Annotated in this window: 27 protein-coding genes; 10 read left to right on the top strand and 17 right to left on the bottom strand. The window is 47.6% G+C overall.

Annotation, left to right across the window (positions count from 1 at the left end):
- The first annotated feature begins 25 nt into the window (after positions 1-25).
- Positions 26-1,285 carry a murein hydrolase activator EnvC gene (gene envC, locus ACE15A_RS00610; protein WP_024149606.1) on the top strand — a complete coding sequence of 420 codons (1,260 nt, stop codon included), beginning with the start codon at positions 26-28 and terminating at the stop codon, positions 1,283-1,285.
- A gap of 3 nt (positions 1,286-1,288) precedes the next feature.
- A complete protein-coding gene (locus tag ACE15A_RS00605) occupies positions 1,289-2,251 on the top strand; it encodes a divergent polysaccharide deacetylase family protein (protein WP_053509336.1) in 963 nt (320 codons plus the stop codon).
- Here ACE15A_RS00605 and ACE15A_RS00600 read toward each other — a convergent pair.
- The 3 genes from ACE15A_RS00600 to kbl all read right to left on the bottom strand — a co-directional run bounded on the left by ACE15A_RS00600 (position 2,238) and on the right by kbl (position 5,998).
- Positions 2,238-3,272 (bottom strand): glycosyltransferase, encoded by a 1,035-nt coding sequence (locus ACE15A_RS00600; RefSeq protein WP_053509335.1) that lies wholly within the window; start codon positions 3,270-3,272, stop codon positions 2,238-2,240. The two genes, ACE15A_RS00605 and ACE15A_RS00600, sit on opposite strands and share 14 nt — an antisense overlap.
- A 494-nt stretch (positions 3,273-3,766) precedes the next feature.
- Positions 3,767-4,792 (bottom strand): L-threonine 3-dehydrogenase, encoded by a 1,026-nt coding sequence (gene tdh / locus ACE15A_RS00595; RefSeq protein WP_053509333.1) that lies wholly within the window; start codon positions 4,790-4,792, stop codon positions 3,767-3,769.
- A 9-nt stretch (positions 4,793-4,801) separates the two neighbouring features.
- A complete protein-coding gene (gene kbl / locus ACE15A_RS00590) occupies positions 4,802-5,998 on the bottom strand; it encodes a glycine C-acetyltransferase (RefSeq protein ID WP_053509331.1) in 1,197 nt (398 codons plus the stop codon).
- Positions 5,999-6,200: 202 nt separating this feature from the next.
- Here kbl and rfaD point away from each other — a divergent pair, with 202 nt between their 5' ends.
- From rfaD to rfaL, 4 genes are read left to right on the top strand one after another with little or no spacing between them, the layout of a single operon-like run.
- Positions 6,201-7,133 (top strand): ADP-glyceromanno-heptose 6-epimerase, encoded by a 933-nt coding sequence (gene rfaD / locus ACE15A_RS00585; RefSeq protein WP_023247310.1) that lies wholly within the window; start codon positions 6,201-6,203, stop codon positions 7,131-7,133.
- Between the two features lie 2 nt (positions 7,134-7,135).
- Entirely contained in the window at positions 7,136-8,182 is a 1,047-nt protein-coding gene (gene rfaF, locus ACE15A_RS00580) for an ADP-heptose--LPS heptosyltransferase RfaF (protein ID WP_023247309.1), read from the top strand.
- Positions 8,182-9,135 carry a lipopolysaccharide heptosyltransferase RfaC gene (gene rfaC / locus ACE15A_RS00575; RefSeq protein ID WP_053509329.1) on the top strand — a complete coding sequence of 318 codons (954 nt, stop codon included), beginning with the start codon at positions 8,182-8,184 and terminating at the stop codon, positions 9,133-9,135. The genes rfaF and rfaC overlap by 1 nt, the downstream gene beginning before the upstream one ends.
- 39 nt (positions 9,136-9,174) lie before the next feature.
- Complete coding sequence (gene rfaL / locus ACE15A_RS00570; RefSeq protein ID WP_053509328.1) at positions 9,175-10,389, top strand: O-antigen ligase RfaL; 1,215 nt, start codon at positions 9,175-9,177, stop codon at positions 10,387-10,389.
- A gap of 55 nt (positions 10,390-10,444) precedes the next feature.
- On the opposite strand, the gene ACE15A_RS00565 is transcribed toward rfaL, so the two are convergent.
- From ACE15A_RS00565 to rfaQ, 10 genes are all read right to left on the bottom strand, one after another.
- Entirely contained in the window at positions 10,445-11,590 is a 1,146-nt protein-coding gene (locus tag ACE15A_RS00565; protein WP_053509326.1) for a lipopolysaccharide N-acetylglucosaminyltransferase, read from the bottom strand.
- Between the two features lie 82 nt (positions 11,591-11,672).
- The gene (gene waaZ, locus ACE15A_RS00560) at positions 11,673-12,482 is read right to left on the bottom strand and encodes a 3-deoxy-D-manno-oct-2-ulosonate III transferase WaaZ (protein WP_053509324.1); all 810 of its coding nucleotides are present in this window, start codon (positions 12,480-12,482) and stop codon (positions 11,673-11,675) included.
- Positions 12,483-12,631: 149 nt separating this feature from the next.
- Positions 12,632-13,330: a lipopolysaccharide core heptose(II) kinase RfaY gene (rfaY, locus tag ACE15A_RS00555; protein ID WP_053509322.1), complete on the bottom strand. Its 699-nt coding sequence runs from the start codon at positions 13,328-13,330 to the stop codon at positions 12,632-12,634.
- Between the two features lie 22 nt (positions 13,331-13,352).
- Positions 13,353-14,366, bottom strand: coding sequence for a lipopolysaccharide 1,2-glucosyltransferase RfaJ (gene rfaJ, locus ACE15A_RS00550; RefSeq protein ID WP_053509320.1), 1,014 nt, complete (start codon positions 14,364-14,366; stop codon positions 13,353-13,355).
- A gap of 17 nt (positions 14,367-14,383) precedes the next feature.
- A complete protein-coding gene (gene waaO / locus ACE15A_RS00545; RefSeq protein WP_053509318.1) occupies positions 14,384-15,397 on the bottom strand; it encodes a lipopolysaccharide 3-alpha-galactosyltransferase in 1,014 nt (337 codons plus the stop codon).
- A 5-nt stretch (positions 15,398-15,402) separates the two neighbouring features.
- Positions 15,403-16,482, bottom strand: coding sequence for a lipopolysaccharide 1,6-galactosyltransferase (gene waaB / locus ACE15A_RS00540; protein ID WP_053509383.1), 1,080 nt, complete (start codon positions 16,480-16,482; stop codon positions 15,403-15,405).
- 85 nt (positions 16,483-16,567) lie between these two features.
- Positions 16,568-17,491, bottom strand: a complete 924-nt coding sequence (locus tag ACE15A_RS00535) for a glycosyltransferase family 52 (RefSeq protein ID WP_077950628.1) — start codon at positions 17,489-17,491, stop codon at positions 16,568-16,570.
- Positions 17,492-17,545: 54 nt separating this feature from the next.
- Entirely contained in the window at positions 17,546-18,343 is a 798-nt protein-coding gene (gene rfaP / locus ACE15A_RS00530; RefSeq protein ID WP_053509314.1) for a lipopolysaccharide core heptose(I) kinase RfaP, read from the bottom strand.
- On the bottom strand, positions 18,336-19,460 hold the full coding sequence (locus tag ACE15A_RS00525; protein ID WP_053509312.1) for a glycosyltransferase family 4 protein: 1,125 nt from the start codon (positions 19,458-19,460) through the stop codon (positions 18,336-18,338). Before ACE15A_RS00525 ends, rfaP begins: the two co-directional genes overlap by 8 nt.
- Positions 19,457-20,527 (bottom strand): lipopolysaccharide core heptosyltransferase RfaQ, encoded by a 1,071-nt coding sequence (gene rfaQ / locus ACE15A_RS00520; RefSeq protein ID WP_071790770.1) that lies wholly within the window; start codon positions 20,525-20,527, stop codon positions 19,457-19,459. The genes ACE15A_RS00525 and rfaQ overlap by 4 nt, the downstream gene beginning before the upstream one ends.
- 408 nt (positions 20,528-20,935) lie before the next feature.
- On the opposite strand from rfaQ, the gene waaA reads away from it, so the two are divergent.
- Both waaA and coaD read left to right on the top strand, forming a co-directional pair.
- Complete coding sequence (gene waaA / locus ACE15A_RS00515; protein ID WP_023247297.1) at positions 20,936-22,213, top strand: lipid IV(A) 3-deoxy-D-manno-octulosonic acid transferase; 1,278 nt, start codon at positions 20,936-20,938, stop codon at positions 22,211-22,213.
- Positions 22,214-22,221: 8 nt separating this feature from the next.
- Positions 22,222-22,701: a pantetheine-phosphate adenylyltransferase gene (coaD, locus tag ACE15A_RS00510; protein WP_001171884.1), complete on the top strand. Its 480-nt coding sequence runs from the start codon at positions 22,222-22,224 to the stop codon at positions 22,699-22,701.
- Positions 22,702-22,724: 23 nt separating this feature from the next.
- Here coaD and mutM read toward each other — a convergent pair whose 3' ends face one another.
- The 4 genes from mutM to radC form a co-directional block, all read right to left on the bottom strand.
- Positions 22,725-23,534, bottom strand: coding sequence for a bifunctional DNA-formamidopyrimidine glycosylase/DNA-(apurinic or apyrimidinic site) lyase (gene mutM, locus ACE15A_RS00505; RefSeq protein WP_023247296.1), 810 nt, complete (start codon positions 23,532-23,534; stop codon positions 22,725-22,727).
- Between the two features lie 98 nt (positions 23,535-23,632).
- Positions 23,633-23,800, bottom strand: a complete 168-nt coding sequence (gene rpmG / locus ACE15A_RS00500; RefSeq protein WP_001051798.1) for a 50S ribosomal protein L33 — start codon at positions 23,798-23,800, stop codon at positions 23,633-23,635.
- A gap of 20 nt (positions 23,801-23,820) precedes the next feature.
- Positions 23,821-24,057 carry a 50S ribosomal protein L28 gene (rpmB, locus tag ACE15A_RS00495; RefSeq protein WP_001519051.1) on the bottom strand — a complete coding sequence of 79 codons (237 nt, stop codon included), beginning with the start codon at positions 24,055-24,057 and terminating at the stop codon, positions 23,821-23,823.
- Between the two features lie 216 nt (positions 24,058-24,273).
- Positions 24,274-24,939, bottom strand: a complete 666-nt coding sequence (gene radC / locus ACE15A_RS00490; protein WP_023247295.1) for a DNA repair protein RadC — start codon at positions 24,937-24,939, stop codon at positions 24,274-24,276.
- Positions 24,940-25,114: 175 nt separating this feature from the next.
- Between radC and coaBC the strand changes: the two genes are divergently transcribed.
- Both coaBC and dut read left to right on the top strand, forming a co-directional pair.
- The gene (coaBC, locus tag ACE15A_RS00485; RefSeq protein ID WP_114048390.1) at positions 25,115-26,335 is read left to right on the top strand and encodes a bifunctional phosphopantothenoylcysteine decarboxylase/phosphopantothenate--cysteine ligase CoaBC; all 1,221 of its coding nucleotides are present in this window, start codon (positions 25,115-25,117) and stop codon (positions 26,333-26,335) included.
- Entirely contained in the window at positions 26,313-26,771 is a 459-nt protein-coding gene (gene dut / locus ACE15A_RS00480; protein WP_000976078.1) for a dUTP diphosphatase, read from the top strand. Before coaBC ends, dut begins: the two co-directional genes overlap by 23 nt.
- Positions 26,772-26,844 lie beyond the last annotated feature (73 nt).

Below are 26,844 nucleotides of genomic sequence, written 5' to 3'. Positions count from 1 at the left end.
CATGAGGGGAAAGGCGATTAACACCATTCAACAGGCCGTGAAACCAAGAACGTTTTCAGTCAGGCCTTTGTTCTACGCCAGCGTACTTAGCGCTGGCGTATTGTTGTGCGCTTTTTCCGCCCATGCGGATGACCGTGATCAACTCAAATCTATTCAGGCCGATATCGCTGCGAAAGAACGCGCCGTACGCCAGCAACAACAACAGCGCGCCAGCCTCCTGGCACAACTTAAAGCCCAGGAAGAGGCCATCTCGGCCGCAGCGCGTAAACTGCGCGAAACGCAAAGTACTCTGGATCAGTTAAACGCGCAAATTGATGAGATGAACGCCTCAATTGCTAAACTGGAGCAGCAAAAAGCCAGCCAGGAGCGTAATCTCGCCGCGCAGTTGGACGCCGCTTTCCGCCAGGGCGAACACACCGGTATTCAGCTTATTCTTAGCGGAGAAGAGAGCCAGCGCGGGCAACGCCTGCAGGCCTATTTCGGCTATCTGAACCAGGCGCGCCAGGACACTATCGCCGAACTGAAACAGACTCGCGAACAGGTCGCCACGCAAAAAGCCGAGCTGGAAGAGAAACAAAGCCAGCAACAAACGTTGCTGTATGAACAGCGCGCTCAGCAGGCGAAGCTGGAGCAGGCGCGTAATGAACGTAAGAAAACGCTTGCCGGACTGGAGTCGTCTATTCAGCAAGGCCAACAGCAGTTAAGCGAACTGCGCGCCAACGAATCACGCCTGCGCAACAGTATCGCGCGGGCAGAAGCGGCGGCCAAAGCGCGAGCGGAGCGTGAAGCCCGCGAAGCGCAGGCGGTACGCGACAAGCAGCAGGAAGCCTCGCGCAAAGGCACCACCTATAAGCCGACCGAAAGCGAGCGTTCGCTGATGTCTCGCACCGGCGGGCTGGGCGCGCCTCGCGGTCAGGCATACTGGCCGGTACGCGGCCCGATATTGCATCGCTATGGCGAACGGCTGCAGGGTGAACTACGTTGGAAGGGGATGGTGATCGGCGCGTCGGAAGGCACCGAGGTCAAAGCCATCGCCGACGGCAGGGTGATTCTGGCGGACTGGCTGCAAGGTTATGGTCTGGTGGTGGTCGTGGAGCATGGTAAAGGCGATATGAGCCTTTACGGCTATAACCAGAGCGCGCTGGTCAGCGTAGGCGCGCAGGTACGCGCCGGACAACCTATCGCCCTTGTGGGCAGCAGCGGCGGTCAGGGCAGACCCTCGCTTTATTTCGAAATTCGTCGCCAGGGTCAGGCCGTCAATCCACAGCCGTGGTTGGGAAGATAAGTTTTGCCTCAGTTTCGTCGCACCATTCTCACGCTGGCCACTTTGCTGGCGTTTGCACATCCCGTTTTCGCTGGCAAGCTCGCCATCGTGATTGATGATTTTGGCTATCGCCCGCACACGGAAAACCAGGTTCTGGCGCTGCCGCCAAACATCTCCGTCGCCGTACTGCCCAACGCGCCGCACGCGCGCGAAATGGCGACTAAAGCGCACAATAGCGGGCATGAGGTATTAATCCATCTGCCGATGGCGCCGCTAAGCAAACAGCCGCTGGAGAAGGATACGCTGCGACCAGAAATGAGCAGCGATGAGATCGAACGCATTATCCGCGAGGCGGTAAACAACGTGCCGTATGCCGTAGGGCTTAATAACCACATGGGCAGCGCAATGACTTCCAGCCTGTTCGGTATGCAAAAAGTTATGCAGGCGCTGGAACATTACAATCTCTATTTTCTCGACAGCATGACGATTGGCAATAGCCAGGCGATGCGCGCAGCATCCGGTACGGGTGTGAAAGTCATTAAGCGCAAGGTGTTCCTCGACGATACCCAAAACGAGGCGGATATCCGCCGTCAGTTTAATCGCGCTATCGAACTGGCCCGTCGCAACGGTTCCGCTATCGCGATTGGTCATCCGCATCCCGCAACGGTTCGCGTACTGCAACAGATGGTTTATCGCCTGCCGGCGGATATCACCCTGGTGCGCCCAGGCAGCCTGCTCAACGAACCGCAGGTGGATACGTCCCGGCCTAATCTGACGCCGCAGAAAATTGACGCGCCGCGCAATCCCTTTCGCGGCGTGAAGATGTGTAAGCCGAAAAAACCGCTGGAACCGGTCTACGCTACGCGCTTTTTCAGCGTCATCGGCGAGAGCATTACGCAAAGCTCCGTGGTTGCCTGGTTTCAGCACCAGTGGCAAGGCTGGGGGAAAATCGCCGCGCCTAAAAACGTGAGCGCTAAGACAGATTGAGCGCCTTACGGGCAATACGACGGTGCGACAAGGTTTTGTCGCGCCATTGCCACAGCCGGAAAGACCAGATCAGCGTCTGATAAGCCGCTTTCGCGCTGCGGACGTTAGCAATCATCCGTCTATACATGCCAGAAGTAAAAATCTCGGCAATCATACGCTGGCGGGTCAAAATATCAGGCTCTTTACGCACCGCATGACAAACGCGTAACGCTTCCCAGGTAATTTGCTGGCGAAACTCCGGGTAAATCGGAATACGACGGGCATAATCACGATTGAGCTTTTCTAATAATCGCGTAATTTTAATATAATGCCGCTGATAATTAAGATTTTTATTGCCCTGTCTTTGCAAACGGCTTACCGAATTATCATGCAGGAAATATTTATATAATGATTGTTCGGTATAACGTACGCGCGTGGCATTAAACATGACTTCCGTTGACCATAATATATCCTGATGATGTAGTCCGGGAACGAAGGTAATATTGTTATCGATAATCAGCGCACGTCGATAAACGCCCATCCAGACAACATGCGTCCAGCGCCGCGAGGCCAGCGCCATACGCAACCAATCCGGTCCGCTTAATACCCCGGTGGAACGCAGACGATCGGTCGGAATAGATTGCCAGGCGTGCCCGGTTTTTCTGGCGCACCAGTCCGCATTACACTGCGCAACGTCCAGATCATCGTTAAGCGCCATGGTCATCAGCGTTTCATACATCTTCGGGTAGACCAGGTCATCCGCATCGACAAAGGCGACGTAATCGCCGGTCGCCGCTTGCAGACCAAGATTACGGGCGACAGATGCGCCGGCATTGGCCTGATGAAGTAGTCGAACATGCGGGTAATGTTCCGCGTAATGTTTTGCTATCTCAACGGAATGATCCGTCGATCCATCATTCACAATAATAATTTCCAGCGCCGACCACGTTTGCGCGATTAACGACGCCATGCAAGCATTAAAATCAGCTCCCGCATTATATAATGGGATAATGATACTCACTTTGGTTTTACTATTTTTCATAACGATTACCAGAAAAACCTGAATTTACCCTGCCTTTATACTGTGGCTCTATTAAGAAACTATTAAGCTGCCATGATTTATTTTCGCAGTAAAAAGCAAGAACAAAGCTCAGGGTAGAGCGTTACGTTAGCGAGTAAAATAAGATTAAAGCGCAATTACGAATGCTTGATGACCATGACAATTCTTTACGGCTTTCCAGATTTTCCCTAATAAAAAAGGTTGGCGAATGACACCAACCTTTTACGATGAAACGTATATCAGACCCGATAAATATCATCGGGTCTCTATACCCTTCATACTTCAAGTTGCTTATGTGTTGGCTACGGATTACTCGGCCCATCCATGGGCCTCGCCCTGACGGGCCGTCGCACGCGACGTTCAAATCTGCTCCCGGCAGATTTGTCGTTCACCCCAGTCACATAGTTATCTATGCTCCTGGGGACTCACTCCCTTGCCGCCTTTAAGCAACTCGAATTATTTTGGGTATATACATATTAATCCCAGCTCAGAATGACTTTTCCTGACTGGCCTGAACGCATGGCGTCAAAACCTTTCTGGAAATCATCAATAGAGAAACGATGGGTGATAATCGGTGACAGATCCAGCCCGGATTGGATCAACGCCGCCATTTTGTACCACGTTTCGAACATCTCACGACCGTAAATACCTTTAATGAACAACCCCTTAAAGATGACTTTTGTCCAGTCGATAGACATATCTGCCGGCGGAATCCCCAGCATCGCAATACGACCGCCGTGATTCATGGTGTCCAGCATGGTACGAAACGCCGGCGGCGCGCCGGACATCTCCAGACCCACATCGAACCCTTCGGTCATTCCCAGCTCCGCCATGACATCGGTCAGGCTCTCTTTCGCGACGTTGACCGCGCGGGTGACGCCCATTTTACGCGCCAGCTCCAGACGGTATTCATTGACGTCAGTAATTACCACATGACGCGCGCCGACATGTTTCGCCACCGCGGCGGCCATTACGCCGATTGGCCCCGCCCCCGACACCAGCACATCTTCGCCAACCAGATCGAAAGACAGCGCCGTATGCACCGCATTACCAAACGGGTCAAAAATAGAGGCTAAATCATCAGAAATGTTATCCGGGATTTTAAATGCGTTGAACGCCGGGATGACCAGATATTCCGCGAAGCAGCCGGGACGGTTGACGCCCACGCCGGTGGTGTTGCGACACAGGTGAGTGCGACCGCCGCGGCAGTTGCGGCAATGACCGCAGGTGATGTGACCTTCGCCGGAGACGCGATCGCCGATTTTAAAGCCTTTCACTTCCTGACCGATGCCGACCACTTCGCCGACATATTCATGCCCCACGACCATCGGAACCGGGATGGTTTTTTGCGACCAGTCATCCCAGTTATAGATGTGAACGTCAGTGCCGCAGATGGCTGTTTTACGGATTTTAATCAGCAAATCGTTATGACCGACTTCCGGTTCCGGAACGTCGGTCATCCAGATGCCCTCTTCCGCTTTCAGTTTGGATAACGCTTTCATCTTACATCCTCAGGCAATCACGCCCAGTTGTTTACCAATACGCGTGAACGCGTCTACCGCACGCGTAATTTGCTCGGGCGTATGCGCCGCAGACATCTGGGTACGAATACGCGCCTGACCTTTTGGTACGACCGGATAGAAAAAGCCGGTAACGTAAATGCCTTCTTTTTGCAGTTCGCGGGCAAATTTCTGCGCGACAACCGCATCTCCCAGCATTACCGGGATGATGGCGTGATCCGCGCCTGCCAGCGTAAATCCCGCGGCAGACATCTGCTCCCGGAACTGCCGCGCGTTCGCCCACAAGCGCTCACGCAGTTCTGCGCCCGCTTCCACCATCTCTAACACTTTAATAGAAGCCGCCACGATCGCCGGCGCCAGTGAATTGGAGAACAGATATGGGCGGGAACGCTGACGCAGCCACTCAACGACCTCTTTACGCGCCGCGGTATAGCCGCCGGATGCGCCGCCTAACGCTTTGCCCAGCGTACCGGTAATAATATCTACGCGGCCCATTACGTCGCAGTATTCATGGGAACCGCGACCGTTTTCACCAACAAAGCCTACCGCGTGAGAATCATCAACCATCACCAGCGCATCGTATTTATCGGCCAGATCACAGACGCCTTTCAGATTGGCGATGACGCCATCCATTGAGAACACGCCGTCAGTGGCGATCAGGACATGACGCGCGCCGGCTTCACGCGCGTCTTTCAGCCGCGCTTCCAGCTCAGCCATATCGTTGTTGGCGTAGCGATAGCGCTTCGCTTTACACAAACGCACGCCGTCAATGATAGACGCGTGGTTAAGCGCGTCGGAGATAATGGCGTCTTCCGCTCCCAGCAACGTCTCAAACAGACCGCCGTTAGCATCAAAACAGGAGGAGTACAGAATCGCATCTTCCATACCGAGGAAGCTTGCCAGCTTCTGCTCCAGCGCTTTGTGGCTGTCCTGGGTACCGCAGATGAAACGCACGGACGCCATACCGAAACCGTGGCTGTCCATGCCCGCTTTTGCGGCATTAATCAGCTCAGGGTGATTCGCCAGCCCGAGATAGTTATTGGCGCAAAAGTTAATAACGTGGCTTCCATCCGCCACGGTGATATCCGCCTGCTGCGCAGACGTAATAATGCGCTCTTCTTTAAACAATCCTTCCGCCCGGGCGGTTTCCAGATCGTTGGTTAACTGTTTGTAAAAATCCCCACGCATTGCGATTCTCCAGACTGGGCAAATTTCAGCACATATTACCCAAAGCTATACGTTGATACGAGATGACGCATCATCACTTCTTTAAAATGCAGCATAAATCACGCGTATCCTCACGAGTTATCAGTGAATGGATGAATAGTGATATGATAGGAACATTCATGTCTGAGACAGTCTCTGACACCATAATTCAAAGGTTACAGTTATGATCATCGTTACCGGCGGCGCGGGCTTTATCGGCAGCAATATCGTTAAGGCCCTGAATGATAAAGGTATCACCGATATTCTGGTGGTGGATAACCTGAAAGACGGCACCAAGTTTGTGAACCTGGTGGATCTGAATATTGCTGACTATATGGATAAGGAAGATTTCCTGATCCAGATTATGTCCGGAGAAGAGCTCGGCGATATTGAGGCTGTTTTCCATGAAGGCGCCTGCTCTTCCACCACCGAGTGGGACGGCAAGTATATGATGGATAATAACTATCAATACTCCAAAGAGCTGCTGCACTATTGCCTTGAGCGCGAAATCCCGTTCCTCTACGCCTCTTCTGCCGCCACCTATGGCGGTCGCACGTCTGATTTCATCGAATCGCGCGAATACGAAAAACCGCTTAACGTTTACGGGTACTCTAAGTTCCTGTTTGATGAATACGTGCGTCAGATCCTGCCAGAAGCGAATTCGCAAATTGTCGGTTTCCGCTATTTCAACGTCTATGGACCGCGTGAAGGCCATAAAGGCAGCATGGCAAGCGTGGCATTTCATCTGAATACGCAGTTAAACAACGGCGAAAACCCGAAACTGTTTGAAGGCAGCGAAAACTTCAAGCGTGACTTCGTCTACGTGGGCGATGTGGCCGACGTCAACCTGTGGTTCCTGGAAAGCGGCGAGTCCGGCATCTTTAACCTGGGCACAGGCCGCGCGGAATCTTTCCAGGCCGTCGCCGACGCGACGCTGGCATACCATAAAAAAGGCAGCATTGAGTATATTCCGTTCCCGGATAAGCTGAAAGGTCGCTATCAGGCGTTTACGCAGGCGGATTTAACCAATCTGCGCAACGCGGGCTACGACAAACCCTTCAAGACCGTCGCCGAAGGCGTCACGGAGTATATGGCCTGGCTGAACCGCGACGCGTAAGTATGAAAATTTTGGTCATTGGCCCATCCTGGGTGGGCGACATGATGATGTCGCAAAGTCTCTATCGCACGCTTAAGGCGCGCTATCCCCAGGCGATAATCGACGTGATGGCGCCAGCCTGGTGCCGTCCGTTGTTATCGCGTATGCCGGAAGTTAACGAGGCGATACCCATGCCGCTGGGCCACGGCGCGCTGGAAATCGGCGAGCGCCGCAGATTGGGCCATAGCCTGCGAGAGAAGCGCTACGATCGCGCCTGGGTGCTGCCAAATTCATTTAAATCGGCGCTGGTTCCTTTCTTTGCCAATATCCCGCACCGTACCGGCTGGCGCGGCGAAATGCGCTATGGCCTGCTGAACGATGCGCGCGTCCTTGATAAAGACGCCTGGCCGCTGATGGTGGAGCGCTACGTGGCGCTGGCCTATGACAAGGGTGTGATGCGCACAGCGAAAGATCTACCGCAGCCGCTACTCTGGCCACAGCTCCAGGTTAGCGAAGGTGAAAAGTCGCTGATGTGCAGCGACTTTTCGCTATCTTCTGAACGTCCTCTGATCGGCTTTTGCCCCGGCGCGGAATTTGGTCCGGCAAAACGTTGGCCGCACTATCACTACGCCGAACTGGCAAAACAACTCATTAACGAAGGGTATCAGGTCGTGCTATTTGGCTCGGCAAAAGACCATGAAGCCGGAAATGAGATCCTGGCGGCGCTGAATAGCGAGCAGCAGGCATGGTGTCGCAACCTGGCGGGGGAAACCCAACTGGAACAGGCCGTCATTCTGATAGCCGCCTGTAAAGCCATCGTCACTAACGATTCCGGGCTGATGCACGTCGCGGCGGCGCTCGACCGCCCGCTGGTCGCGTTGTATGGCCCGAGTAGCCCGGATTTCACACCGCCGCTGTCTCATAAAGCCCGGGTGATTCGTCTGATTACGGGTTATCACAAAGTTCGTAAAGGCGATACGGCGCAAGGCTATCACCAGAGCCTGATCGATATCACGCCGCAGCGGGTTCTGGAAGAACTTCATCCGCTGTTATCGGAAGAGGACGTTTAATGCGGGTTTTGATCGTTAAAACGTCATCGATGGGCGACGTGTTACATACCCTGCCTGCACTTACTGACGCGCAACAGGCGATTCCGGGGATTCAATTTGATTGGGTTGTCGAAGAAGGGTTTGCGCAAATTCCGTCCTGGCACAATGCTGTCGATCGCGTGATTCCCGTTGCTATTCGCCGTTGGCGCAAGGCCTGGTTTTCCGCGCCCATCAAAGCGGAACGCACAGCCTTTCGTCGGGCAGTATGCGCATACCAATACGACGCTGTGATTGATGCGCAGGGGCTGGTGAAAAGCGCTGCGCTGGTGACGCGTCTGGCGCACGGCATAAAGCACGGTATGGACTGGAGTACAGCCCGCGAACCACTGGCCAGCCTGTTTTATAACCGTAAACACCATATCGCAAAGCAACAACATGCTGTTGAACGGACGCGCGAGCTGTTCGCCAAAAGTCTGGGATACGATAAACCGCAGTCGCAGGGCGATTACGCTATCGCAAAACATTTTCTGCATGACCAGCAGACGGTCAACGATCCGTATGCGGTGTTTTTGCATGCCACGACCCGCGATGATAAGCACTGGCCGGAAGCAAACTGGCGTGAGCTTATCGGTTTGTTGGGTAACGCCGGATTACGGATAAAACTGCCCTGGGGCGCGCCTCATGAGGAAGCCCGCGCTAAACGACTGGCCGAAGGCTTTAACTATGTGGATGTGTTACCGCGCATGAGCCTGGAGGAAGTGGCGAGAGTGCTGGCTGGCGCAAAATTTGTCGTATCGGTTGATACCGGCCTGAGCCATCTCACCGCAGCGCTCGACAGACCGAATATTACGCTATATGGCCCAACGGACCCTGGGTTGATTGGAGGTTATGGGAAGAACCAAATGGCATGCTGCTCACCAGAACAAAACCTGGCGAATTTAGATGCCGCGAGCGTATTTGGAAGGATTCATTAAAGAGACACTGTCTTATCCCAACCCTATTGTGGAGAAAAGATGCTAACCACATCATTAACGTTAAATAAAGAGAAATGGAAGCCGGCCTGGAATAAAACGCTGGTTTTTCTTTTTGTTGCCACGTATTTTCTGGATGGTATTACGCGTTATAAGCATTTGATAGCCATACTTATGGTTATCACCGCGATTTATCAGGTCTCACGCTCACCGAGAAGTTTTTCCCCTCTTTTCAAAAATAGCGTATTTTATAGCGTAGCAGTATTATCATTAATTCTTATTTATTCCGTACTCATATCGCCAGATATGAAAGAGAGTTTCAAAGAATTTGAGAATACGGTACTGGAAGGCTTCTTATTATATACTTTATTAATTCCCGTGCTATTAAAAGATGAAACGAAAGAAACGGTTGAAAAAATCGTACTTTTCTCCTTTCTAATAAGTCTAGGATTACGTTCACTGGTAGAAATAGTCCTTTATCTTCAGGACTATTCCAGGGGAGTGATGCCATTTACAAACTATGATCATCGACATATATCTGATTCAATGGTATTTCTGTTTCCAGCATTATTGAATATCTGGCTATTCAGAAAAACATCGCTCAAACTCGCTTTCTTTGCGCTGAGCGCCGTCTATCTGTTCTTAATGTTAGGCACTCTGTCGCGGGGTGCATGGCTGGCAGTTTTAGTGGTGGGCATTTTGTGGACGATTTTGAACCGCCAGTGGAAACTAATGGGAATTGGCGCTGCTATACTGGTTATTGCTGGTGCTTTGGTTATCACTCAGCAAAGCCATAAACCAGCTCAGGAGCGGCTACTGTATAAATTACAGCAGACAGATAGCTCATATCGTTATACTAACGGAACCCAGGGTACCGCGTGGATACTTATTCAGGAAAACCCGGTTAAGGGCTACGGCTATAGTAATGATGTTTATGATAGTATTTATAATAAACGCGTTGTCGATTATCCAACGTGGACCTTTAAAGAATCTATCGGTCCGCATAATACCATTCTGTACATCTGGTTTAGTGCTGGCATATTGGGTCTGGCGAGCCTGGCCTATTTATACGGCGCTATTATCAAGGAAACAGCAAGCTCTACCTTTAGGAAAGTAGAGATAAGCCCCTACAATGCTCATCTTCTATTATTCTTATCTTTCGTCGGTTTCTATATCGTTCGTGGCAATTTTGAACAGGTCGATATTGATCAAATTGGTATCATTACCGGTTTCCTGCTGGCGCTAAGAAATAGATAAAAAAACGCGCTGATACTTATTACGGTATCAGCGCGTTTTCCACGTCAGTATTAAATCACTTCTCAAACCAGTTTTTCATTTGTTCTTCAAAACGCTGCGCTACATTTTCCCAACTGTATTTTGAAAACACCAGGGACTTTGCATTTTCTGCAATCTGGTGGCGTTCCTTATCAGCAAGCGCACGGTTAATATCATTAATCATGCTGTCGCTCGACATAGGTTCTGCGAGGTGATAGCCCGTTATACCATCTAACACAAACTCGCCAATCCCCCCTTTTTTGCTGGCAAGAACCACTTTTCCTGCTGCCATCGCTTCTACAGCTACCATGCAAAATGCTTCTTCAACCTGGGAGGGAACAATAACCAGATCGGCTATATGATAGAAGTTATGCATCTGGTCAGGAGATTGTCCACCTGCCATAATGCAATCAGTGCCAATCCCTTTTGCGGCATCCAGTACTTTCTTTTGATACTCTGCTTTTTCTCCCTTACGGCTTGCATAAGGATCGCCAACAACGACAAGTTTAATATTACTTCTTAAGGTACGTAATTTTTTGAACGCCTGCAAAAGCAACAGGATGCCTTTATCAGGCGAAATCCTTCCGGCATATAAGAGAACGGTGGCATCTTCCGCTATATTTAATTGCTGACGAAGATTATCTTGTGGGTTTCTTTTATAAGTTTCAGCACAAAAACCGTTAGGCACAATACTAACATCAGCGGCGGGCAATCTTTCTTCATAAAACGCTTTAAGAAACTGACTGGGCACGATAATTTTTGCATTATTATCAGGCAGTTCTGGTTCAAATGCGTTATGCATGTGCATGACCAGTTTTGCATTCGGATTACGCTCTCTAAGCTGCCGATACAGTTTCATACTATTATGAATAACAATGACGCTATCTTCCTGGGTAGTAACTTTATCTCTAATATTAAGGATGCGTTGGGAATAGGGTAATGGGTCGAGACGAGTCCATTTCTGAAAAAGGCGCTTATAAATTTTACTAAACCCAATGTAATGGATATCACAGTTATCGTTTACTTTATTATATTCAGGATAGCCAGCATTCTTTATACAAGCAATAGAAGTCGGTATTGAAAGCCGTTTAGCAACCTGGTAAATCCAGGTTTCTATCGCAGCCGCCCCCCGTGGAGGAATTGAAAATATAGGAGTAACAGTAAATATGATTTTTTTAATCATAATAGCTTTAATCCAGAATAGTTAGACTTGTAGAAAAAGAAAAATGTACCGAAAGCGGCACAAAATAGTGAGTTTTTAGTATTTAGATGATTTTATCGTAATATATTTCATCCTCAAGTTCTGAGGCTTTAATATATGGAATAATATCGTAATGAATTGCAGTATCATCTGATAAATTAAAGATATTTAAATCACTGACATTTTTTCTCATAAAAGTAAAAAATGGCAGTATTTTAAACAGATCTTTACTAAGCTCAGAAGGCATAGGGCTGGAAGCTTCGTCATAGAAACGTGGGCAACTCCCCGTTAAGTCAAGCCCAGAACATATAATACGGCCGTACTTCAGGGAATAGGCAACCTGAATAGCGGTATAAGCAATGGTATGACAAGAGCAATAGCCGATACTGATATCTTTGCAAAACCCAGTCAGTCGTCCTCTTTTTGAGAGAGGGACTGAAATAAGTAATGCTTTATAAATCCGCTTAAGGAAATTAAATTTAATTTTCTTTAAAAAGCCCCCTTTTTCTCGGCGATAAAAGGAGCGAATAATTAAACAATTTTCTTCAATATATTTTTTATCATCCGCTGATGCCTGTTCGTACACATCAAGATTGACGATAGTAAACTGACTATTACTACTAAATTTATAAAAATCTTCGCGCCGGTGATGGAGGAATCGAACATCCGTCAGGAGGTACAAAAATGGCTTGACATTATTGTTTAGCAAATATTGAACAGAACCATTGACTGCAATGACATCTTTCACTCGTAACAAGGACAGCGGCGTCTTTCTGGATGTGGGACCAGAAAGAAAAATAATACAATCTTCAGCCGTTCTTTTCGCAATAAGTTGCAGAACATCGGCGTGAGTTATAAAGTTAACGCTGCCCATAAAAAACTCGTATGTTTATCATGCAACCTATAAATAAATGTTATAATAAATTACTAATATTACATCTCAAATTCTCTCCAGTATGTCATAACGTTACAGCAAATAAAAGCCAGCCTGTCCCTTAAACTAAACTAAACGTGCTACATTGATCAGCGTCTTTCCTTACCCTTAATACGGCGAAGGAAATTTCGAAGTTTTTTCTTATAAATCAATAAGTAAAATCCGATATCTTCTACATTATTTTTAATACCATAATGTCTTTCTAAATCAATACGATCCTTTGCTTGTCGTTGTCGAGAAGGTCTTTTTCCGGACAAATCGATAATTCTGATCTCATTACCTTGCAGGATAAAATTACCTTTATGGGGATCGCCCGAAACCATACCGTGCTGATGCAGAGAATATATCGACTGTTTGATTTTCTCTCTCACCTCGTCAGAAATTTCTGGCATATCAACAAGCTCAATACCTTCGATATACTCAATTAGCATCACATATGTTTTTACATAGCGTAACGTTTTAATTTCCGCCAGCAGGTAAAAATCATTAAGCGCCTCAAACCCTTCCCGCCGTACACGATCTGTCTGACAAAAAAGCTTTTCGTAGTAATCTCCTTTTACCAACGATTTGAAAAAGCGTTCAGTATTTTTTACTTTCGGACTAAATACTTTGAGAATATATTTCCCGTAGTCTGTATTAATCAATACAACTTTTGTGTCTTTTATATTACGAAAGACTTTAATAACCTGATGATTATAAGATAGAAAATCTTTGAATATCTCAATGTATTTTTCACCGTCTTTTTTGACAAAGACCGTATAGTTTTTAACCTTTTGTTCAATAATCATAATGGAGATTTAGGGAAGGGAATTATTTGTGGAAAAGTTTACGATAAAGATATGCGCTTCCAGCCAGAAGGCCTTTGAAGTAATGACCCTGCACGAAAAGATGTTTATATCGCTTCTTAAATTCAACGATGGTACGCGCATCTTTTGCGGGAAAATCTTTCCAGGGTGAGTTCAGGCGTGCATTTTTGTAATAGATAACTGAAGGATAATTTGCCCAGGCATGCCAGGGCTTAGTTGCACCCGTATAATGAATTAAAATAGTATTCTCATTAATTATATTGCTATATTTCTTATGTGTTCTGTCTTTCAACTCACTTTTGATAGTATAAATAGTATTATACGGTCGTGGTAGGAAAACGACTTTATTCTGTAGAAGAATATTTAAAACATCCTGATCAGGATATTTAAAAGAATCTGCGTCTTTACCCGCCAGGAGTAAAAAGGCTTTTTCTGTTAAGGCATTCTCTTTCCATAATTTCAGGTTAACAAAAACCACGCCGGAGTTAAAATAACCACCTTGTAAATTAAATGTTCTTAATCTCTCATTTACCTTATTCTGGATGGAATCAACATCTTTTACGACCGCAGCAATCTTCTCTGTCAGATCAAGCCGTAGAAGATCTTGCAAAGAACCTTTGCATACAACATCGGCATCCAAATAAAGTAATGTGTTTACCTTCTTGCTAAGATAATCGAAAGCAAATAAACGAAAATACATTGCTCTTGACCATACTTTAGTTTGAGGCAATACCTCAAGGCTTTCTACTTTAATAAGGTAAAGAGAGATTTTAATGTGGTGCTGTACGGCTAAACGCTCTATATATTTAACAAAACACGGGGAGTATGAATCACAAATAATGTGAAAAGCGAGCGGGATATTATTGTTTAATACAACTGAAGCAATTGACACCCCTACACCATCAAGATAGTTTTCGTCAACGCCATAAGAAATATTTAATATGTTACTATCATCATTATTATTACTTTCATCAAAAACTTTATATTCAGTTATTTCTATCTCAGGAAATGAATCCATCACATCACCTATGGGTTTTATTCAAGAAGTTTACGTTTAAAGTAGGCTATATAATAATTTATACCCGAAGTATAATGCTTCTGATTAAACATATGCTTCGCCGCATAACGTAATTGATGGCTAGTGACTGGATTTAACAGTGCGCAATGAGACCATGGTGAGTTGCTCTTAGCCTGTAAAAAATATTGTGACACCGGATAAGCCCCCCAACTATGCCAGGGCTTCGTTGGTCCGATATAATGAACAAATACAGTCTCAGCATCAACTGGATTAATAACTGAATCTTTTAATTCATAGTTAAGACTAAATTGCGTATTAAATTTTTTATCAACAAAACGCGCTTTATTCACTAATAATATATTTAATACATCCTGATCAAGGTGTGTTATGCGCTGTACCACCTCCGGATCTTTTAGCATTTCAATCGCTTTCTTAGAGATATTTTCTGCGGCCCAAAGAGGTATATTAATTAAGATAAAACCGGCATTAAAATAGCCAGAAACCAGCCCAGGCGTTGCCAGGCTAACCGAGCGCTTAGTCCACCATTCCAACTCGCCTTCAGCAACGACCGCCGCAATCTCATTTTTAGCGAAATTAAGATCAATAAGTTCCTGAATACTTCCTTTACATGCAATATCTGCATCCAGATAAAGCACTCTATCTGTTTTATCTGAAAAATAGTCGGCTATAATGAATCTAAAGTATGTTGCATAGGTCCAGTTTTTGGTACTGGGTAGCGATTTTAATCGCTCACAATCAATTAAATAAACAACGATCTGCGTAGCGTACTGTTTTGCTAATGCATCAAATCGCTGCTGGTCTTCAGGGCCAAAGGAATCAGTAAAAACATGGAAAGCTAACGCCTTCTCTGGGTTAGCAAGGAGAACCGATGCAATAGAGACACCACAGCCAAAAAGAAAGTTTTTATCAATCCCATAAGCTATATTAAATTTATTAGCATCACTATGTTGTGCATAGTTATAATCTAAAGTCTGTTGAATGACTTCTTCTTCAAAATATTTTCTGCTCATAGTGATCACTTTTGTAATTTCGAGAATATCGCATTATAAAAATTTTTAAAATATAGCACATCGTAAAATCTCTCAATCGTGCCGGGAATTATATCGTGATGATATTTTACTTCACCGGAAATAACTCGATTAAGATGTCCTACAAAATCATCTATAGCACCCGGCGTGTAAAGCTCACCATTCAAACCGGGTTTAATCATATCGCGCGGACCAGACATACAATCAGAACTAATACACGGAATTCCATATGACATTGCTTCCAGCAGGGTCATAGGAAATCCCTCAAATGCAGAGGTAAGTAGTAACGCGGTGACATTTTTTATTTTTTGCTGTACGACTTGCCACGGCGCGCTTTGCCAACCATACCAGATCACACGCTGCTCAATACCAAGCTCCCGGCTATAGGCCTGGCACTTTTCAAAATCTGAGCCATCACCAATAATATGTAGCTGCCATTCCCCTGTCGTTCGAGCCAAACCATCAAATAAATCTTTAACTCTTTTCTGCCCTTCAAATTTAAGACGCCCTACATAGAGAAATACAGCGGGCTTATCGCGCTCAGGCGGCGGCACAATGATTGCTTTACTAGAGACAGGATTATAAACGACGCTAATATCTTGCCCTGAGATCCCCCGTGCCATCATCTGTTCTTTAATACCACTACTGATGGCCAGATGATAATCTGCATACGTTATACATTCCGCATGTTTTTTATGGTCGAGAGAAAAATGCGGCCATGAGAAAATAGTAAACTGTTTACCACTTTTCTTTCGTGCTTTATTGGCATAAAGACATGAGATAACATCAATACATATCACAATATCCGGTGACGTTTTTTTCAGCCACTGATTAAAATTATAAACATGTCTAGCTCGACGCAGAAAACTTAATTTTATATTTGAGAATGATTGCGCATATTTAATCTCTTTTAGCCATGCTTTATCCATTTTGTCATTACGACAAAAGAAAAACATTTCACAGTTGATTTTCGGAGAGTTGTTTTCAAACGTATGGATAACGTTACTAATAACAGTTTCCATCCCTCCAAAACCAGATACCGCTTCGCCAATAAACGCTATTTTCAATGAAGTCACCATCTGCTGACACTCATGTTATTCGGCTTCCTTCACTTTTAAGATACTGTAAGAACAAACCCAATCAACACTATATTTATACTGAGACCTGATTAAAATCGAAGCCCAGTCCATGATTAAAGCTATCTTTTAGAAAATGGCTGGTTATTTTATAGTTTTTGATAGCTGAGATATTATTTAGATTATACTGAACTGTGCTATTAAATCCATATATCTCTAATGCCATCCCCTGCTCCAGATATTCTAAAATAATGTCCTCGGCTATCATTTCAGAGTTAACATTCAATACACCATTAAAATGATGCGAGTCATATCGAGGATGAGGAATATATATATCAACCGCTTCTTCCTTAATAAACCGCTGAATATGCTCAAGAAAAATACTCTCATCTTCTTTATTTTTTAACGCATCAGTATATACAGTGCCCAATAATACTTTTTTAAAGCCATTATTCGTATCAGGAAGACCGTTGTGGTGTACCAATATAATTCCTTCGGTTTTTTTAATTATGTTGGTTCTGTTAGGGAATAGAGTATAATGTTTTGCGTCTAACTTTAATATTTCATCTTTATGATATTTACGCCCCATCAGTTTTCGTATTAACTTTGATGTTGCGCTTATATTCTTATTTTCATACATTATACTTTTCTGATTGATATTATTTGTACCATCATCAAAGGTTTTTATTTCAGAAAAAGAGATACACGATAAAATATGGTGTATAAGTGGGACATGAAAATTCGCAAAGAAAACGGTATGATATTCTCTGGCATATGATTCCATGATTTTTTTAGCATACCGTGTTCTATGAATCGTTTTAAATGCCGAAAATTTTGAAACCTGAGAGACTATGCTTGAGTACCGACATAACGGTTGCATTTTTTTTAAATAGTACTGATTTTTTACGTTATCTACATCGCCAATAAATAAAACATCAACACTCTTCAACTGCTCTTTTTCTATAATTGACCGCGCAATGAGCAATTGTAAATTAGTCATGCATATGAAAAGGAACATACAGCCTCTATGCTATTTATAAATACAGCATTTATATTAAAGATTTTTCCTTATTGTTCTTTCTTTGATTCGTGCGGCTTTAACATCCGCCTGATGAATCAACCCCGATTCTTTTCGCAAAATCTCTCGCAGGGGAAGAGAGAAATACTCACGCATAAACCGGAATATATCTCGCTGAGTCAGGCCAATATTCATTGAAGAAAAATAAAGCCCAATTAAATCTTTATCACGCCAGCGAAGGGGAACGCGCTGGCGTATCTGCGCGCGATGCAGGTCGATTACGGAGATTTTTAAATCCTCTTCGCGGCCAGTGAAAGGCAAATGCAGAAGAAAGTGGCAAATATAACAGTCGCGATGGTTAATTCCCCCGACGTGCATTTTACGTACCATGGTCGCAACACGCTTAATGATCATCCGCTTCACCTGCACGTCCGGTGGATTAACAGCCCAGTCAGCGCAGTAGTCTTCAAGGCTAATCGTGGGCGTTAAATCTTCGGTGATAATAAATGATGTTCTGGTTAGCGGGTTTACGCCTTTTTCACCAAAACCAACGCCGTGCATCGTATCTACCCCTAGCTCTTGCAGGCGGTGAATGGCGTGCCATTCTCTGTCAGCGCCCAGAACAGGCATACGTAATGAAATCAGATTCTTCACAATTTCTTTTAGAGAAGTACCTTTATGCCACTTCAGGAAGTAGCTTTTGCCGTCCAGCTCAAACCGCAATGTTCGACGCGTCTCCAGCTCTCTGAACACTTCGCCCTGTAACGTTTTCACTTCCTCAAAAGCATCTTTACCGCGCCATAGTGTGGTTAACGGCGCTTTCAGCTCAACCATCTAAATCACCTGTAATAATATCTGCGGCCTTCTCCGGTAAGCTGTATAAATCCTGGGTATCAGCATAATACCGCGCATTTTCAGCCCAGGCGCTGCGTAAGGAAGGCTGTGTCAGCGCTTTGAGTAAAACCTCATTTAGCACATCCTGACGGAAAGGTTCAGCCATCGCTTCGCCACAGTTTGCATCCACAATATAATGTGCATAACCGCACACCGCGGTTGTCAATACCGGCAAACCAGCAGTAATGGCTTCCAGCAAAACAATACCAGCGGCTTCCTGATAGGCTGGATGCAGTAAAAGGTCGGCTGCCGCCATTAATTCCGCGATATCACTACGTCCGGAGAAAAAATGCACATTCGTGCCGACGCCGCTTCTTTCAGCCAGTGCTGCAAACTTCTTCGGCTTATCCTGTCCGACAACATAGAGCACCGTATTTTGTCGTAAAGATTCGGGTAGCGATGCCAGCGCTTCAATAGAGCGATTTACACCTTTACGGGTAAAGTCAGACCCTACTTGCAACAGTAATTTTTGCTGTTCTGAGATACCATTTTTCTGACGATAAATTTGACGACTGTTCGGGATCTGTTGGCTATATTTTCTGTCCGGGTAAATCCCCGGAGGAAGAATATGGAAACGCTCCGCTTCAGTCTGATAATGTTTTTGGAAGTCAGCAATCTGCTTATTCGTCAGCATTAATAGCTGCGTCTGCTTGCCGTGTTCAAACGTGGCGCGTTCAAAAGCAGCATAATGCCGGTAACGTGATGTCAGGCGATAGAAAAAACCTTTTTCCTGTGCGACTTTTTCGGCGTAACACACGTCCGCGGCATAATACACATCAAGGCCCGGCATCTTATTGAATCCAACAACCCGATCGACGGGGTGGTCGCGCAAATGGTGTTGTACCCAGGCATAATATTCTGCGTTACGACCGTGGTTCGTACGGGATTTAACCGGCACGCGGATTAATTCAAAGTTATCCGGGCATTCCCCCTCCCATGTCTGAGTATAAACACGAACCTGATGACCTCGCGCCGCCACGGTTTGGGCAATGCGCATAAAATCACGCTGCAGACCACCAAAAGGAAAATATTTATATAAGCAAAAGGCAACTCTCATAGCAGGCTGTCCAAATCTATTGGGCGTGCCTCATGCGGCAGCATTTTTTCCGTCGCGGCGATAACATCTTCAGCCGGAATAACGGAAAGGTATTTTTTATTACGATCAAGCTCATGCCGTTCAGGCATCGGCTGATAATTCCCTGCCCAAAACTGAATCATGTCGTCGGTCCAGGGACGCCAGAACACATGATCCGTCGCGCCGAAAAGGCAAATGACCGGCGTTTTGACTGCTGCGGCGATATGACCGGGGGCCGAATCAACACCGATAAACAGATCCGCATGGTCAATCAATGCGCCCAACTCAGGAAAGCGAGTTTTACCCGCCAGACCGGTAATCGGTTTTGTCTCACAGCCGCGTGCAATATCATCCACGCAGGCCATCTCGTCTGCGGCCGGGCCTGACGTCAGTACAACCTGATAGCCACGGCGCTGCACGGCATCAATAACCTGAGAGAATTTATCGTTATCCCAGCACTTAAATAGCTGCCGTGCCGTAGGCTGAATAACGACATATTGCCGGGTTACGCCAAGTTGTTTGAGCTGTTGTCGCATGTTTTCCCAATGTTCCGGGCGATAGCTCATGGTGGTTTCCGTGACATACTGTTTTAGCGCTAACGGCTTTAGCGCGGATAACGTGCGCTCGACAGCATGCTCTCCCGCATAAGGCACTAAATGCGTAAAGCTCTTTTTCCATAAAGCAGACTGACGATTACCGAAATCCTGCGAGATTTTTATTTTTGCGTCTAAAAAACGCACAATAAGCGCCACGCTCCACTGATCGGTAAGATTGACAACCAGATCATACGGGTTAGCACGCAATTTTTTGATCAGCGATAGCGCGTTTTTAATCTTCTCTTTTGTTCCTGCGCCTTTGTTACTGATGCCATAGAGTGCATTAATCTCCGGATTTTCCGACAATATCGGTATGGTGTTCTGATAAAGAAGCACATCGATTTTTGCATCGGGATAATTCTGCTTCAGCGTACTGATGACTGGGGTGGTAAGTAACATGTCTCCATGAAAACGCATTTTTATAATCAGAATTCTTCGAAATGGCTTTTCCACAAGCGACTCTTTGGTTGAAATTGTCCGGATAAATAAGCAGAAAAAAGCACGCTACCGCCCCAGGCTTCACAGCAACCCGATGGCTAATACCGCACTCATTTTAGATGCGCTAGTGTAACACTTCTTTCGCAGCAATCCGATACGAATAAATTTTATACACAATCATTTTTTTAATTATAAATTCAAAGAGATATTAATTTACCCCTCTATTTTGAATGGTCATTCCAATTGCCTGGGGCGACAAGGGCGGCAAATTTCAATGGATTGCGTAAAAATGCAAAAATAATGAGGTTTCGCGCCTGGAATCCCCGCTTCTGAGCCAATTTGGCGCAAAAATGGGAAAAGTAATGGTAAAGCCCAGGCTAAATACATAGAATCCCCAGCACATCCATAAGTCAGCTATTTACTATGCTCGAATTGCTTTACACCGCTCTTCTCTACCTTATTCAGCCTCTGATCTGGATACGGCTTTGGGTGCGTGGACGTAAAGCGCCGGCCTATCGTAAGCGCTGGGGTGAACGCTACGGATTCTACCGCCGTCCGTTGAAACCGGGCGGAATCATGCTGCATTCCGTCTCAGTGGGCGAAACTCTGGCGGCCATCCCATTGGTCCGCGCTCTCCGTCATCGCTATCCCGATCTGCCTATTACCGTAACGACCATGACGCCGACCGGCTCGGAGCGCGTCCAGTCTGCCTTTGGCAACGATGTTCAGCACGTTTACTTGCCTTATGATTTGCCCGATGCGCTCAATCGTTTCCTCAATAAGATTGACCCTAAGCTGGTATTGATCATGGAGACTGAGCTCTGGCCAAATCTGATTGCTGCGCTGCATAAGCGTCATATTCCGCTGGTAATCGCTAATGCGCGGCTTTCCGCCCGTTCCGCCGCGGGTTATACGAAGCTTGGCAAGTTTGTCCGTACGCTCCTGCGCCGTATCACCCTGATTGCCGCGCAAAACGAAGAAGATGGCGAACGTTTTGTGGCGTTGGGCGCGAAGAACAATCAAGTCACGGTCACAGGTAGTCTGAAATTTGATATTTCAGTTACGCCGCAACTGGCGGCTAAAGCCGTTACGCTACGTAGCCAGTGGGCGCCGCACCGGCCAGTCTGGATTGCCACCAGTACCCACGATGGCGAAGAGAGTATCGTTATCGCCGCTCACCAGGCGTTATTACATCAATTCCCGAATTTATTACTGATTCTGGTGCCTCGCCATCCGGAGCGTTTCCCGGATGCTATCAATCTTGTGCGCCAGGCAGGGTTAAGCTATATCACTCGCTCTTCGGGCGAAGTGCCGTCCGCCAGTACTCAGGTCGTGGTAGGCGATACCATGGGCGAGTTAATGTTGCTCTATGGAATTGCCGATCTCGCCTTTGTCGGTGGTTCACTGGTTGAGCGCGGCGGTCATAACCCGCTGGAGGCTGCCGCCCATGCGATTCCGGTACTGATGGGGCCGCATACCTTTAACTTTAAAGATATTTGCGCCCGTCTGGAGCAGGCGAGTGGACTTATCACTATTATTGATGCGGCTACGCTGGCAAAAGAAGTTTCCTCTTTACTGACCGACGCTGATTATCGTAATTTCTACGGACGTCACGCAGTTGAAGTGCTCTATCAAAATCAGGGCGCGCTCCAGCGTCTGCTGCAACTGTTAGAACCCTATCTGCCACCGAAAACGCATTGAGGGCTGTCATGCAAAAACGGGCGATTTATCCAGGCACGTTTGATCCGATTACCAACGGTCATCTCGATATTGTGACGCGCGCAACGCAGATGTTCGACCATGTCATTCTGGCCATCGCCGCCAGCCCCGGTAAGAAACCCATGTTCACTCTGGACGAACGTGTGGCGCTGGCGCAAAAAGCGACCGCACACTTGGGTAACGTAGAGGTGGTGGGCTTTAGCGACCTAATGGCCAATTTCGCCCGCGACAGACAGGCGAATATCCTGATTCGTGGTCTGCGCGCGGTGGCGGATTTTGAATATGAAATGCAGTTGGCGCATATGAATCGTCATCTGATGCCGCAACTGGAAAGCGTTTTCCTGATGCCGTCCAAAGAGTGGTCGTTTATTTCATCGTCGCTGGTCAAAGAAGTGGCGCGCCATCAGGGCGATGTGACCCACTTTCTGCCGGACAATGTGCATCAGGCGCTAATGGATAAGTTGAAATAAGTCTCCTTGCCGGGCCTGGCGTTTTACTTCTGACAGTGACGGCAATAGAACGTCGCACGCTGTGCGTGTTTCGTTGCGACTATCGGCGTACCGCATACCCGACACGGCTCGCCTTTGCGCCCGTACACCTGCAACTCCTGCGCAAAATAGCCCGGTTTTCCATCGCTTTGCAGAAAATCCTTCAGCGTTGTCCCGCCTTGTTCGATAGAGCGCAGCAAAACGGCTTTAATCACTCGCGCCAGCAGGTCGCACTCCTCTGTCGAGAGTGACGACGCCAGGCGGTCAGGGTGAATACCAGCGGCAAACAGCGACTCGCTGGCGTAGATATTCCCCACGCCGACCACCAGCTTGTTATCCATCAGCCAGGGTTTAATCGCCGTCTTCTTCTTCGCGCATTTCTGCTGCAAATATTCGCCATTAAACTCATCGCTTAGCGGCTCCGGTCCCAGATGCGCCAGTACGTTATGCCCTTCCAGCTCTTTGGTCCATAACCAGGCGCCAAAGCGGCGAGGATCGGTATAACGTAGAATTTTGCCATTGCTCATCACCAAATCGACATGGTCGTGCTTTTCCGCCGGCAGCGCTTCCGCCAGTATCCGCAAGCTTCCCGACATCCCCAGGTGAATGATTATCCAGCCGTCAGGCAGCTCCAGCAGCAGATACTTGGCACGACGCTGCACGCTGAGGATGGGCGTATCGCTCAGACGATAAATTTCATCTGAAACCGGCCAGCGCAGACGACCGTTACGGATATGGGCGTGCAGAATAGTAGCGCCAACTAAATGGGGTTCAATACCCCGGCGGCTGGTTTCAACTTCGGGTAATTCAGGCATAACGTCTCCGGCAGTGTGACAGGTCTTATTAATATGGGGACGGCCAGAAAAACAAAAAACCCCGCCGAGGCGAGGTTTTTGTTACATCAAAGCGAGAATTATTTGATTTTCGCTTCTTTGTAGATCACGTGCTGACGGACAACTGGATCGAATTTTTTCAGCTCCAGTTTTTCCGGTTTAGTACGTTTGTTCTTCGTAGTGGTATAGAAGTGACCAGTACCAGCAGAAGAAACCAGCTTGATTTTCTCACGAATACCTTTAGCCATGATTTATTTCCTCTTAGTACTTAGTACTTTTCGCCACGGGCACGCAGTTCAGACAGAACTGTTTCGATGCCTTTTTTATCGATGATACGCATACCTTTAGCAGATACACGCAGGGTGACAAAACGCTTCTCGCTCTCAACCCAGAAACGGTGAGAGTGCAGGTTAGGCAGGAAACGGCGTTTAGTCGCGTTCAGTGCGTGGGAACGGTTGTTACCGGTCACCGGACGCTTGCCAGTAACTTGGCAGACTCGGGACATGTCTATTCTCCAAAAATCAAATTAGCTCGAGCTTCGTATGGGGTATTGGCGCCTCGTCAGGCTGTAAAGCCCGGTCACGACGGTTCTAAGTGAACCCCCGATTGCCAGGCCCAAATGCCAAACCCGAGATTCTCAAAGGTGGCGTAGTATACGCTGACCCGGCGATATGCTCAAGTCCCGAACAGACAAAGATCCCGATGGATCGCGCAAAGTACCTTAAATCCAGCCGCGTTCGGCAAAAGAAACGTACTCTCCGCGGCCAATTATCAGGTGATCGAGCACCCGGATATCCATAAACTGGCAGCATTTTATCACGCGCTCGGTGATAAGTTTATCCGCTTTACTCGGCTCTGCGCAGCCTGAAGGGTGATTATGCGCCAGAATGACCGCCGAGGCATTGAGTTTAATCGCTTCCCGGACAATCTCACGCGGATGCACCTCTACGTGGTTAAGCGTGCCGGAAAACAGGCGGCTGTGCTGAAGCACACGGTGTTGGGCATCGAGGAAGATCACCAGAAAGATCTCACGCTCCTCGCCCGTCAGTTGGCTTTGCAGAAATTCCCGCGTCATTTCCGGACTTAGCAACGCACTTTCCTCATTCATGCGCACGCTGTAATAGCGCCTTGCCAGCTCAGCAATGCCTTTCAACTGCGCGAATTTCGCCAGGCCGATACCGTTTACGCCGCGAAACTGCGCAAAGTCCGCCGACAGCAGGCCATACAGCGACCCAAAGCGCTGCAACATCTCTTTTGCCAACGTCATAACATCTTTTCCCGGCGTGCCGGTACGTAAAAAAAGCGCCAGCAACTCAACATCGCTAAGGGAAGCAATGCCGGATCTGAGCATTTTTTCACGCGGCAATAATCCGTCCAACGTATCCATACGCGCACCTCCTTTTTTAAGGAAGCGGCATAGTGGCACAGCCTTTGGGAGAGATCGACGCCCCGATTTTGTTCTTGCGTAGCGCCTCGCAAAGTGGAGCGCAGGCAAAGACACGACGCCGTAGAGATTGTGATAAAATAGCCGCCTTTCAAAATCACCCAACAGGAAAGACATGATGAGCCTGGCCGGTAAAAAAATTGTTCTCGGCGTTAGCGGCGGTATCGCTGCGTATAAAACGCCGGAGCTGGTACGCCGTTTACGTGAGCGCGGCGCTGACGTGCGCGTGGCAATGACCGAGGCGGCAAAAGCCTTTATTACCCCCCTGAGCTTACAGGCAGTGTCGGGTTATCCGGTGTCCGACAGTCTGCTTGACCCTGCCGCCGAAGCCGCGATGGGGCATATCGAGTTGGGGAAATGGGCCGACCTGGTTATTCTTGCCCCCGCGACCGCCGATCTGATCGCCCGTGTAGCATCGGGTATGGCTAATGATTTAGTCTCCACCATCTGCCTGGCGACGCCAGCCCCGGTAGCCGTTCTTCCGGCCATGAACCAACAGATGTACCGCGCTGCCGCCACGCAACATAATCTGGAGGTACTCGCCTCTCGCGGTCTGTTCATTTGGGGGCCGGATAGCGGCAGTCAGGCATGTGGCGATGTAGGTCCTGGCCGAATGCTGGACCCATTAATTATCGTCGATAAGGCCGTCGCGCATTTCGCTGCTGTCAACGATCTGCAACATCTTAATATCATGATTACGGCAGGTCCGACGCGCGAACCGCTCGACCCGGTGCGTTATATTTCCAACCACAGCTCCGGTAAAATGGGCTTCGCTATTGCGGCGGCCGCCGCGCGTCGCGGCGCAAATGTCACGCTGATCTCCGGTCCCGTTTCGCTACTGACGCCGCCTTTTGTAAAACGGGTTGATGTCATAACTGCGCTGGACATGGAAGCCGCTGTTCAGTCCGCCGTTCAGCAGCAGCATATTTTCATTAGCTGCGCCGCCGTGGCTGACTATCGCGCAGAGACTATCGCCAGTGAAAAAATCAAAAAACAGGCGGCGCAAAGTGATGAATTACTAATAAAAATGGTCAAAAACCCGGACATTATCGCTGGGGTGGCCGCGCTCAGTGACAATCGCCCCTACGTTGTTGGGTTTGCCGCGGAAACGAATAATGTGGAAGAATACGCCCGGCAAAAACGTATCCGTAAAAACCTTGACCTGATTTGTGCAAATGATGTTTCACTTTCAAATCAGGGATTTAATAGCGATAAAAACGCTTTACACCTTTTCTGGCAGGATGGAGATAAAGTCTTACCGCTTGAGCGAAAAGAACTCCTGGGCCAATTATTACTCGACGAGATCGTGACCCGTTATGATGAAAAAAATCGACGTTAAGATTCTGGACCCGCGTGTTGGTCAGCAGTTTCCGCTGCCGACTTATGCTACTTCTGGTTCTGCCGGGCTTGACCTGCGCGCCTGTCTCGACGACGCCGTAGAACTGGCGCCTGGTGCAACGACGTTGGTGCCTACCGGACTGGCCATTCATATCGCCGATCCATCACTGGCGGCAGTCATGTTGCCGCGTTCGGGCCTGGGCCATAAACATGGTATCGTGCTGGGCAACCTGGTCGGGCTGATTGATTCCGATTATCAGGGGCAACTGATGGTTTCGATCTGGAACCGTGGTCAGGACAGTTTTACCATTGAACCGGGCGAACGTATCGCGCAAATGGTGTTTGTTCCGGTCGTTCAGGCCGAATTTAATCTGGTGGAAGCATTTGACGCCACCGAACGTGGCGAGGGCGGCTTCGGTCATTCTGGCCGTAAGTAAATTGTACGCATCCCAATAACGTCATAATACTGCCGCAAGCGCTGAGTTTGCGGTTATAGCGTGGGTGCTCGCC

Source organism: Salmonella sp. HY31 (assembly GCF_042604575.1).
GTDB classification, from domain to species: Bacteria; Pseudomonadota; Gammaproteobacteria; order Enterobacterales; family Enterobacteriaceae; genus Salmonella; species Salmonella diarizonae.
The sequence above is the reverse complement of the archived record's forward strand: the minus strand, read 5'-3'. Positions and strand labels throughout refer to the sequence as shown.

Bases quoted from the DNA above. Each gene is read 5' to 3' on its own strand.
- rfaJ (WP_053509320.1), bottom strand. From the start codon at position 14,366: ATGGATTCATTTCCTGAGATAGAAATAACTGAATATAAAGTTTTTGAT.
- rfaY (WP_053509322.1), bottom strand. From the start codon at position 13,330: ATGATTATTGAACAAAAGGTTAAAAACTATACGGTCTTTGTCAAAAAA.
- waaO (WP_053509318.1), bottom strand. From the start codon at position 15,397: ATGAGCAGAAAATATTTTGAAGAAGAAGTCATTCAACAGACTTTAGAT.
- ACE15A_RS00535 (WP_077950628.1), bottom strand. From the start codon at position 17,491: ATGACTAATTTACAATTGCTCATTGCGCGGTCAATTATAGAAAAAGAG.
- waaA (WP_023247297.1), top strand. From the start codon at position 20,936: ATGCTCGAATTGCTTTACACCGCTCTTCTCTACCTTATTCAGCCTCTG.
- rpmB (WP_001519051.1), bottom strand. From the start codon at position 24,057: ATGTCCCGAGTCTGCCAAGTTACTGGCAAGCGTCCGGTGACCGGTAAC.
- rfaF (WP_023247309.1), top strand. From the start codon at position 7,136: ATGAAAATTTTGGTCATTGGCCCATCCTGGGTGGGCGACATGATGATG.
- rfaL (WP_053509328.1), top strand. From the start codon at position 9,175: ATGCTAACCACATCATTAACGTTAAATAAAGAGAAATGGAAGCCGGCC.
- radC (WP_023247295.1), bottom strand. From the start codon at position 24,939: ATGGATACGTTGGACGGATTATTGCCGCGTGAAAAAATGCTCAGATCC.
- coaBC (WP_114048390.1), top strand. From the start codon at position 25,115: ATGAGCCTGGCCGGTAAAAAAATTGTTCTCGGCGTTAGCGGCGGTATC.
- rfaC (WP_053509329.1), top strand. From the start codon at position 8,182: ATGCGGGTTTTGATCGTTAAAACGTCATCGATGGGCGACGTGTTACAT.
- waaZ (WP_053509324.1), bottom strand. From the start codon at position 12,482: ATGGGCAGCGTTAACTTTATAACTCACGCCGATGTTCTGCAACTTATT.
- rpmG (WP_001051798.1), bottom strand. From the start codon at position 23,800: ATGGCTAAAGGTATTCGTGAGAAAATCAAGCTGGTTTCTTCTGCTGGT.
- tdh (WP_053509333.1), bottom strand. From the start codon at position 4,792: ATGAAAGCGTTATCCAAACTGAAAGCGGAAGAGGGCATCTGGATGACC.
- ACE15A_RS00600 (WP_053509335.1), bottom strand. From the start codon at position 3,272: ATGAAAAATAGTAAAACCAAAGTGAGTATCATTATCCCATTATATAAT.
- ACE15A_RS00565 (WP_053509326.1), bottom strand. From the start codon at position 11,590: ATGATTAAAAAAATCATATTTACTGTTACTCCTATATTTTCAATTCCT.
- rfaD (WP_023247310.1), top strand. From the start codon at position 6,201: ATGATCATCGTTACCGGCGGCGCGGGCTTTATCGGCAGCAATATCGTT.
- mutM (WP_023247296.1), bottom strand. From the start codon at position 23,534: ATGCCTGAATTACCCGAAGTTGAAACCAGCCGCCGGGGTATTGAACCC.
- dut (WP_000976078.1), top strand. From the start codon at position 26,313: ATGATGAAAAAAATCGACGTTAAGATTCTGGACCCGCGTGTTGGTCAG.
- rfaP (WP_053509314.1), bottom strand. From the start codon at position 18,343: ATGGTTGAGCTGAAAGCGCCGTTAACCACACTATGGCGCGGTAAAGAT.
- ACE15A_RS00525 (WP_053509312.1), bottom strand. From the start codon at position 19,460: ATGAGAGTTGCCTTTTGCTTATATAAATATTTTCCTTTTGGTGGTCTG.
- kbl (WP_053509331.1), bottom strand. From the start codon at position 5,998: ATGCGTGGGGATTTTTACAAACAGTTAACCAACGATCTGGAAACCGCC.
- coaD (WP_001171884.1), top strand. From the start codon at position 22,222: ATGCAAAAACGGGCGATTTATCCAGGCACGTTTGATCCGATTACCAAC.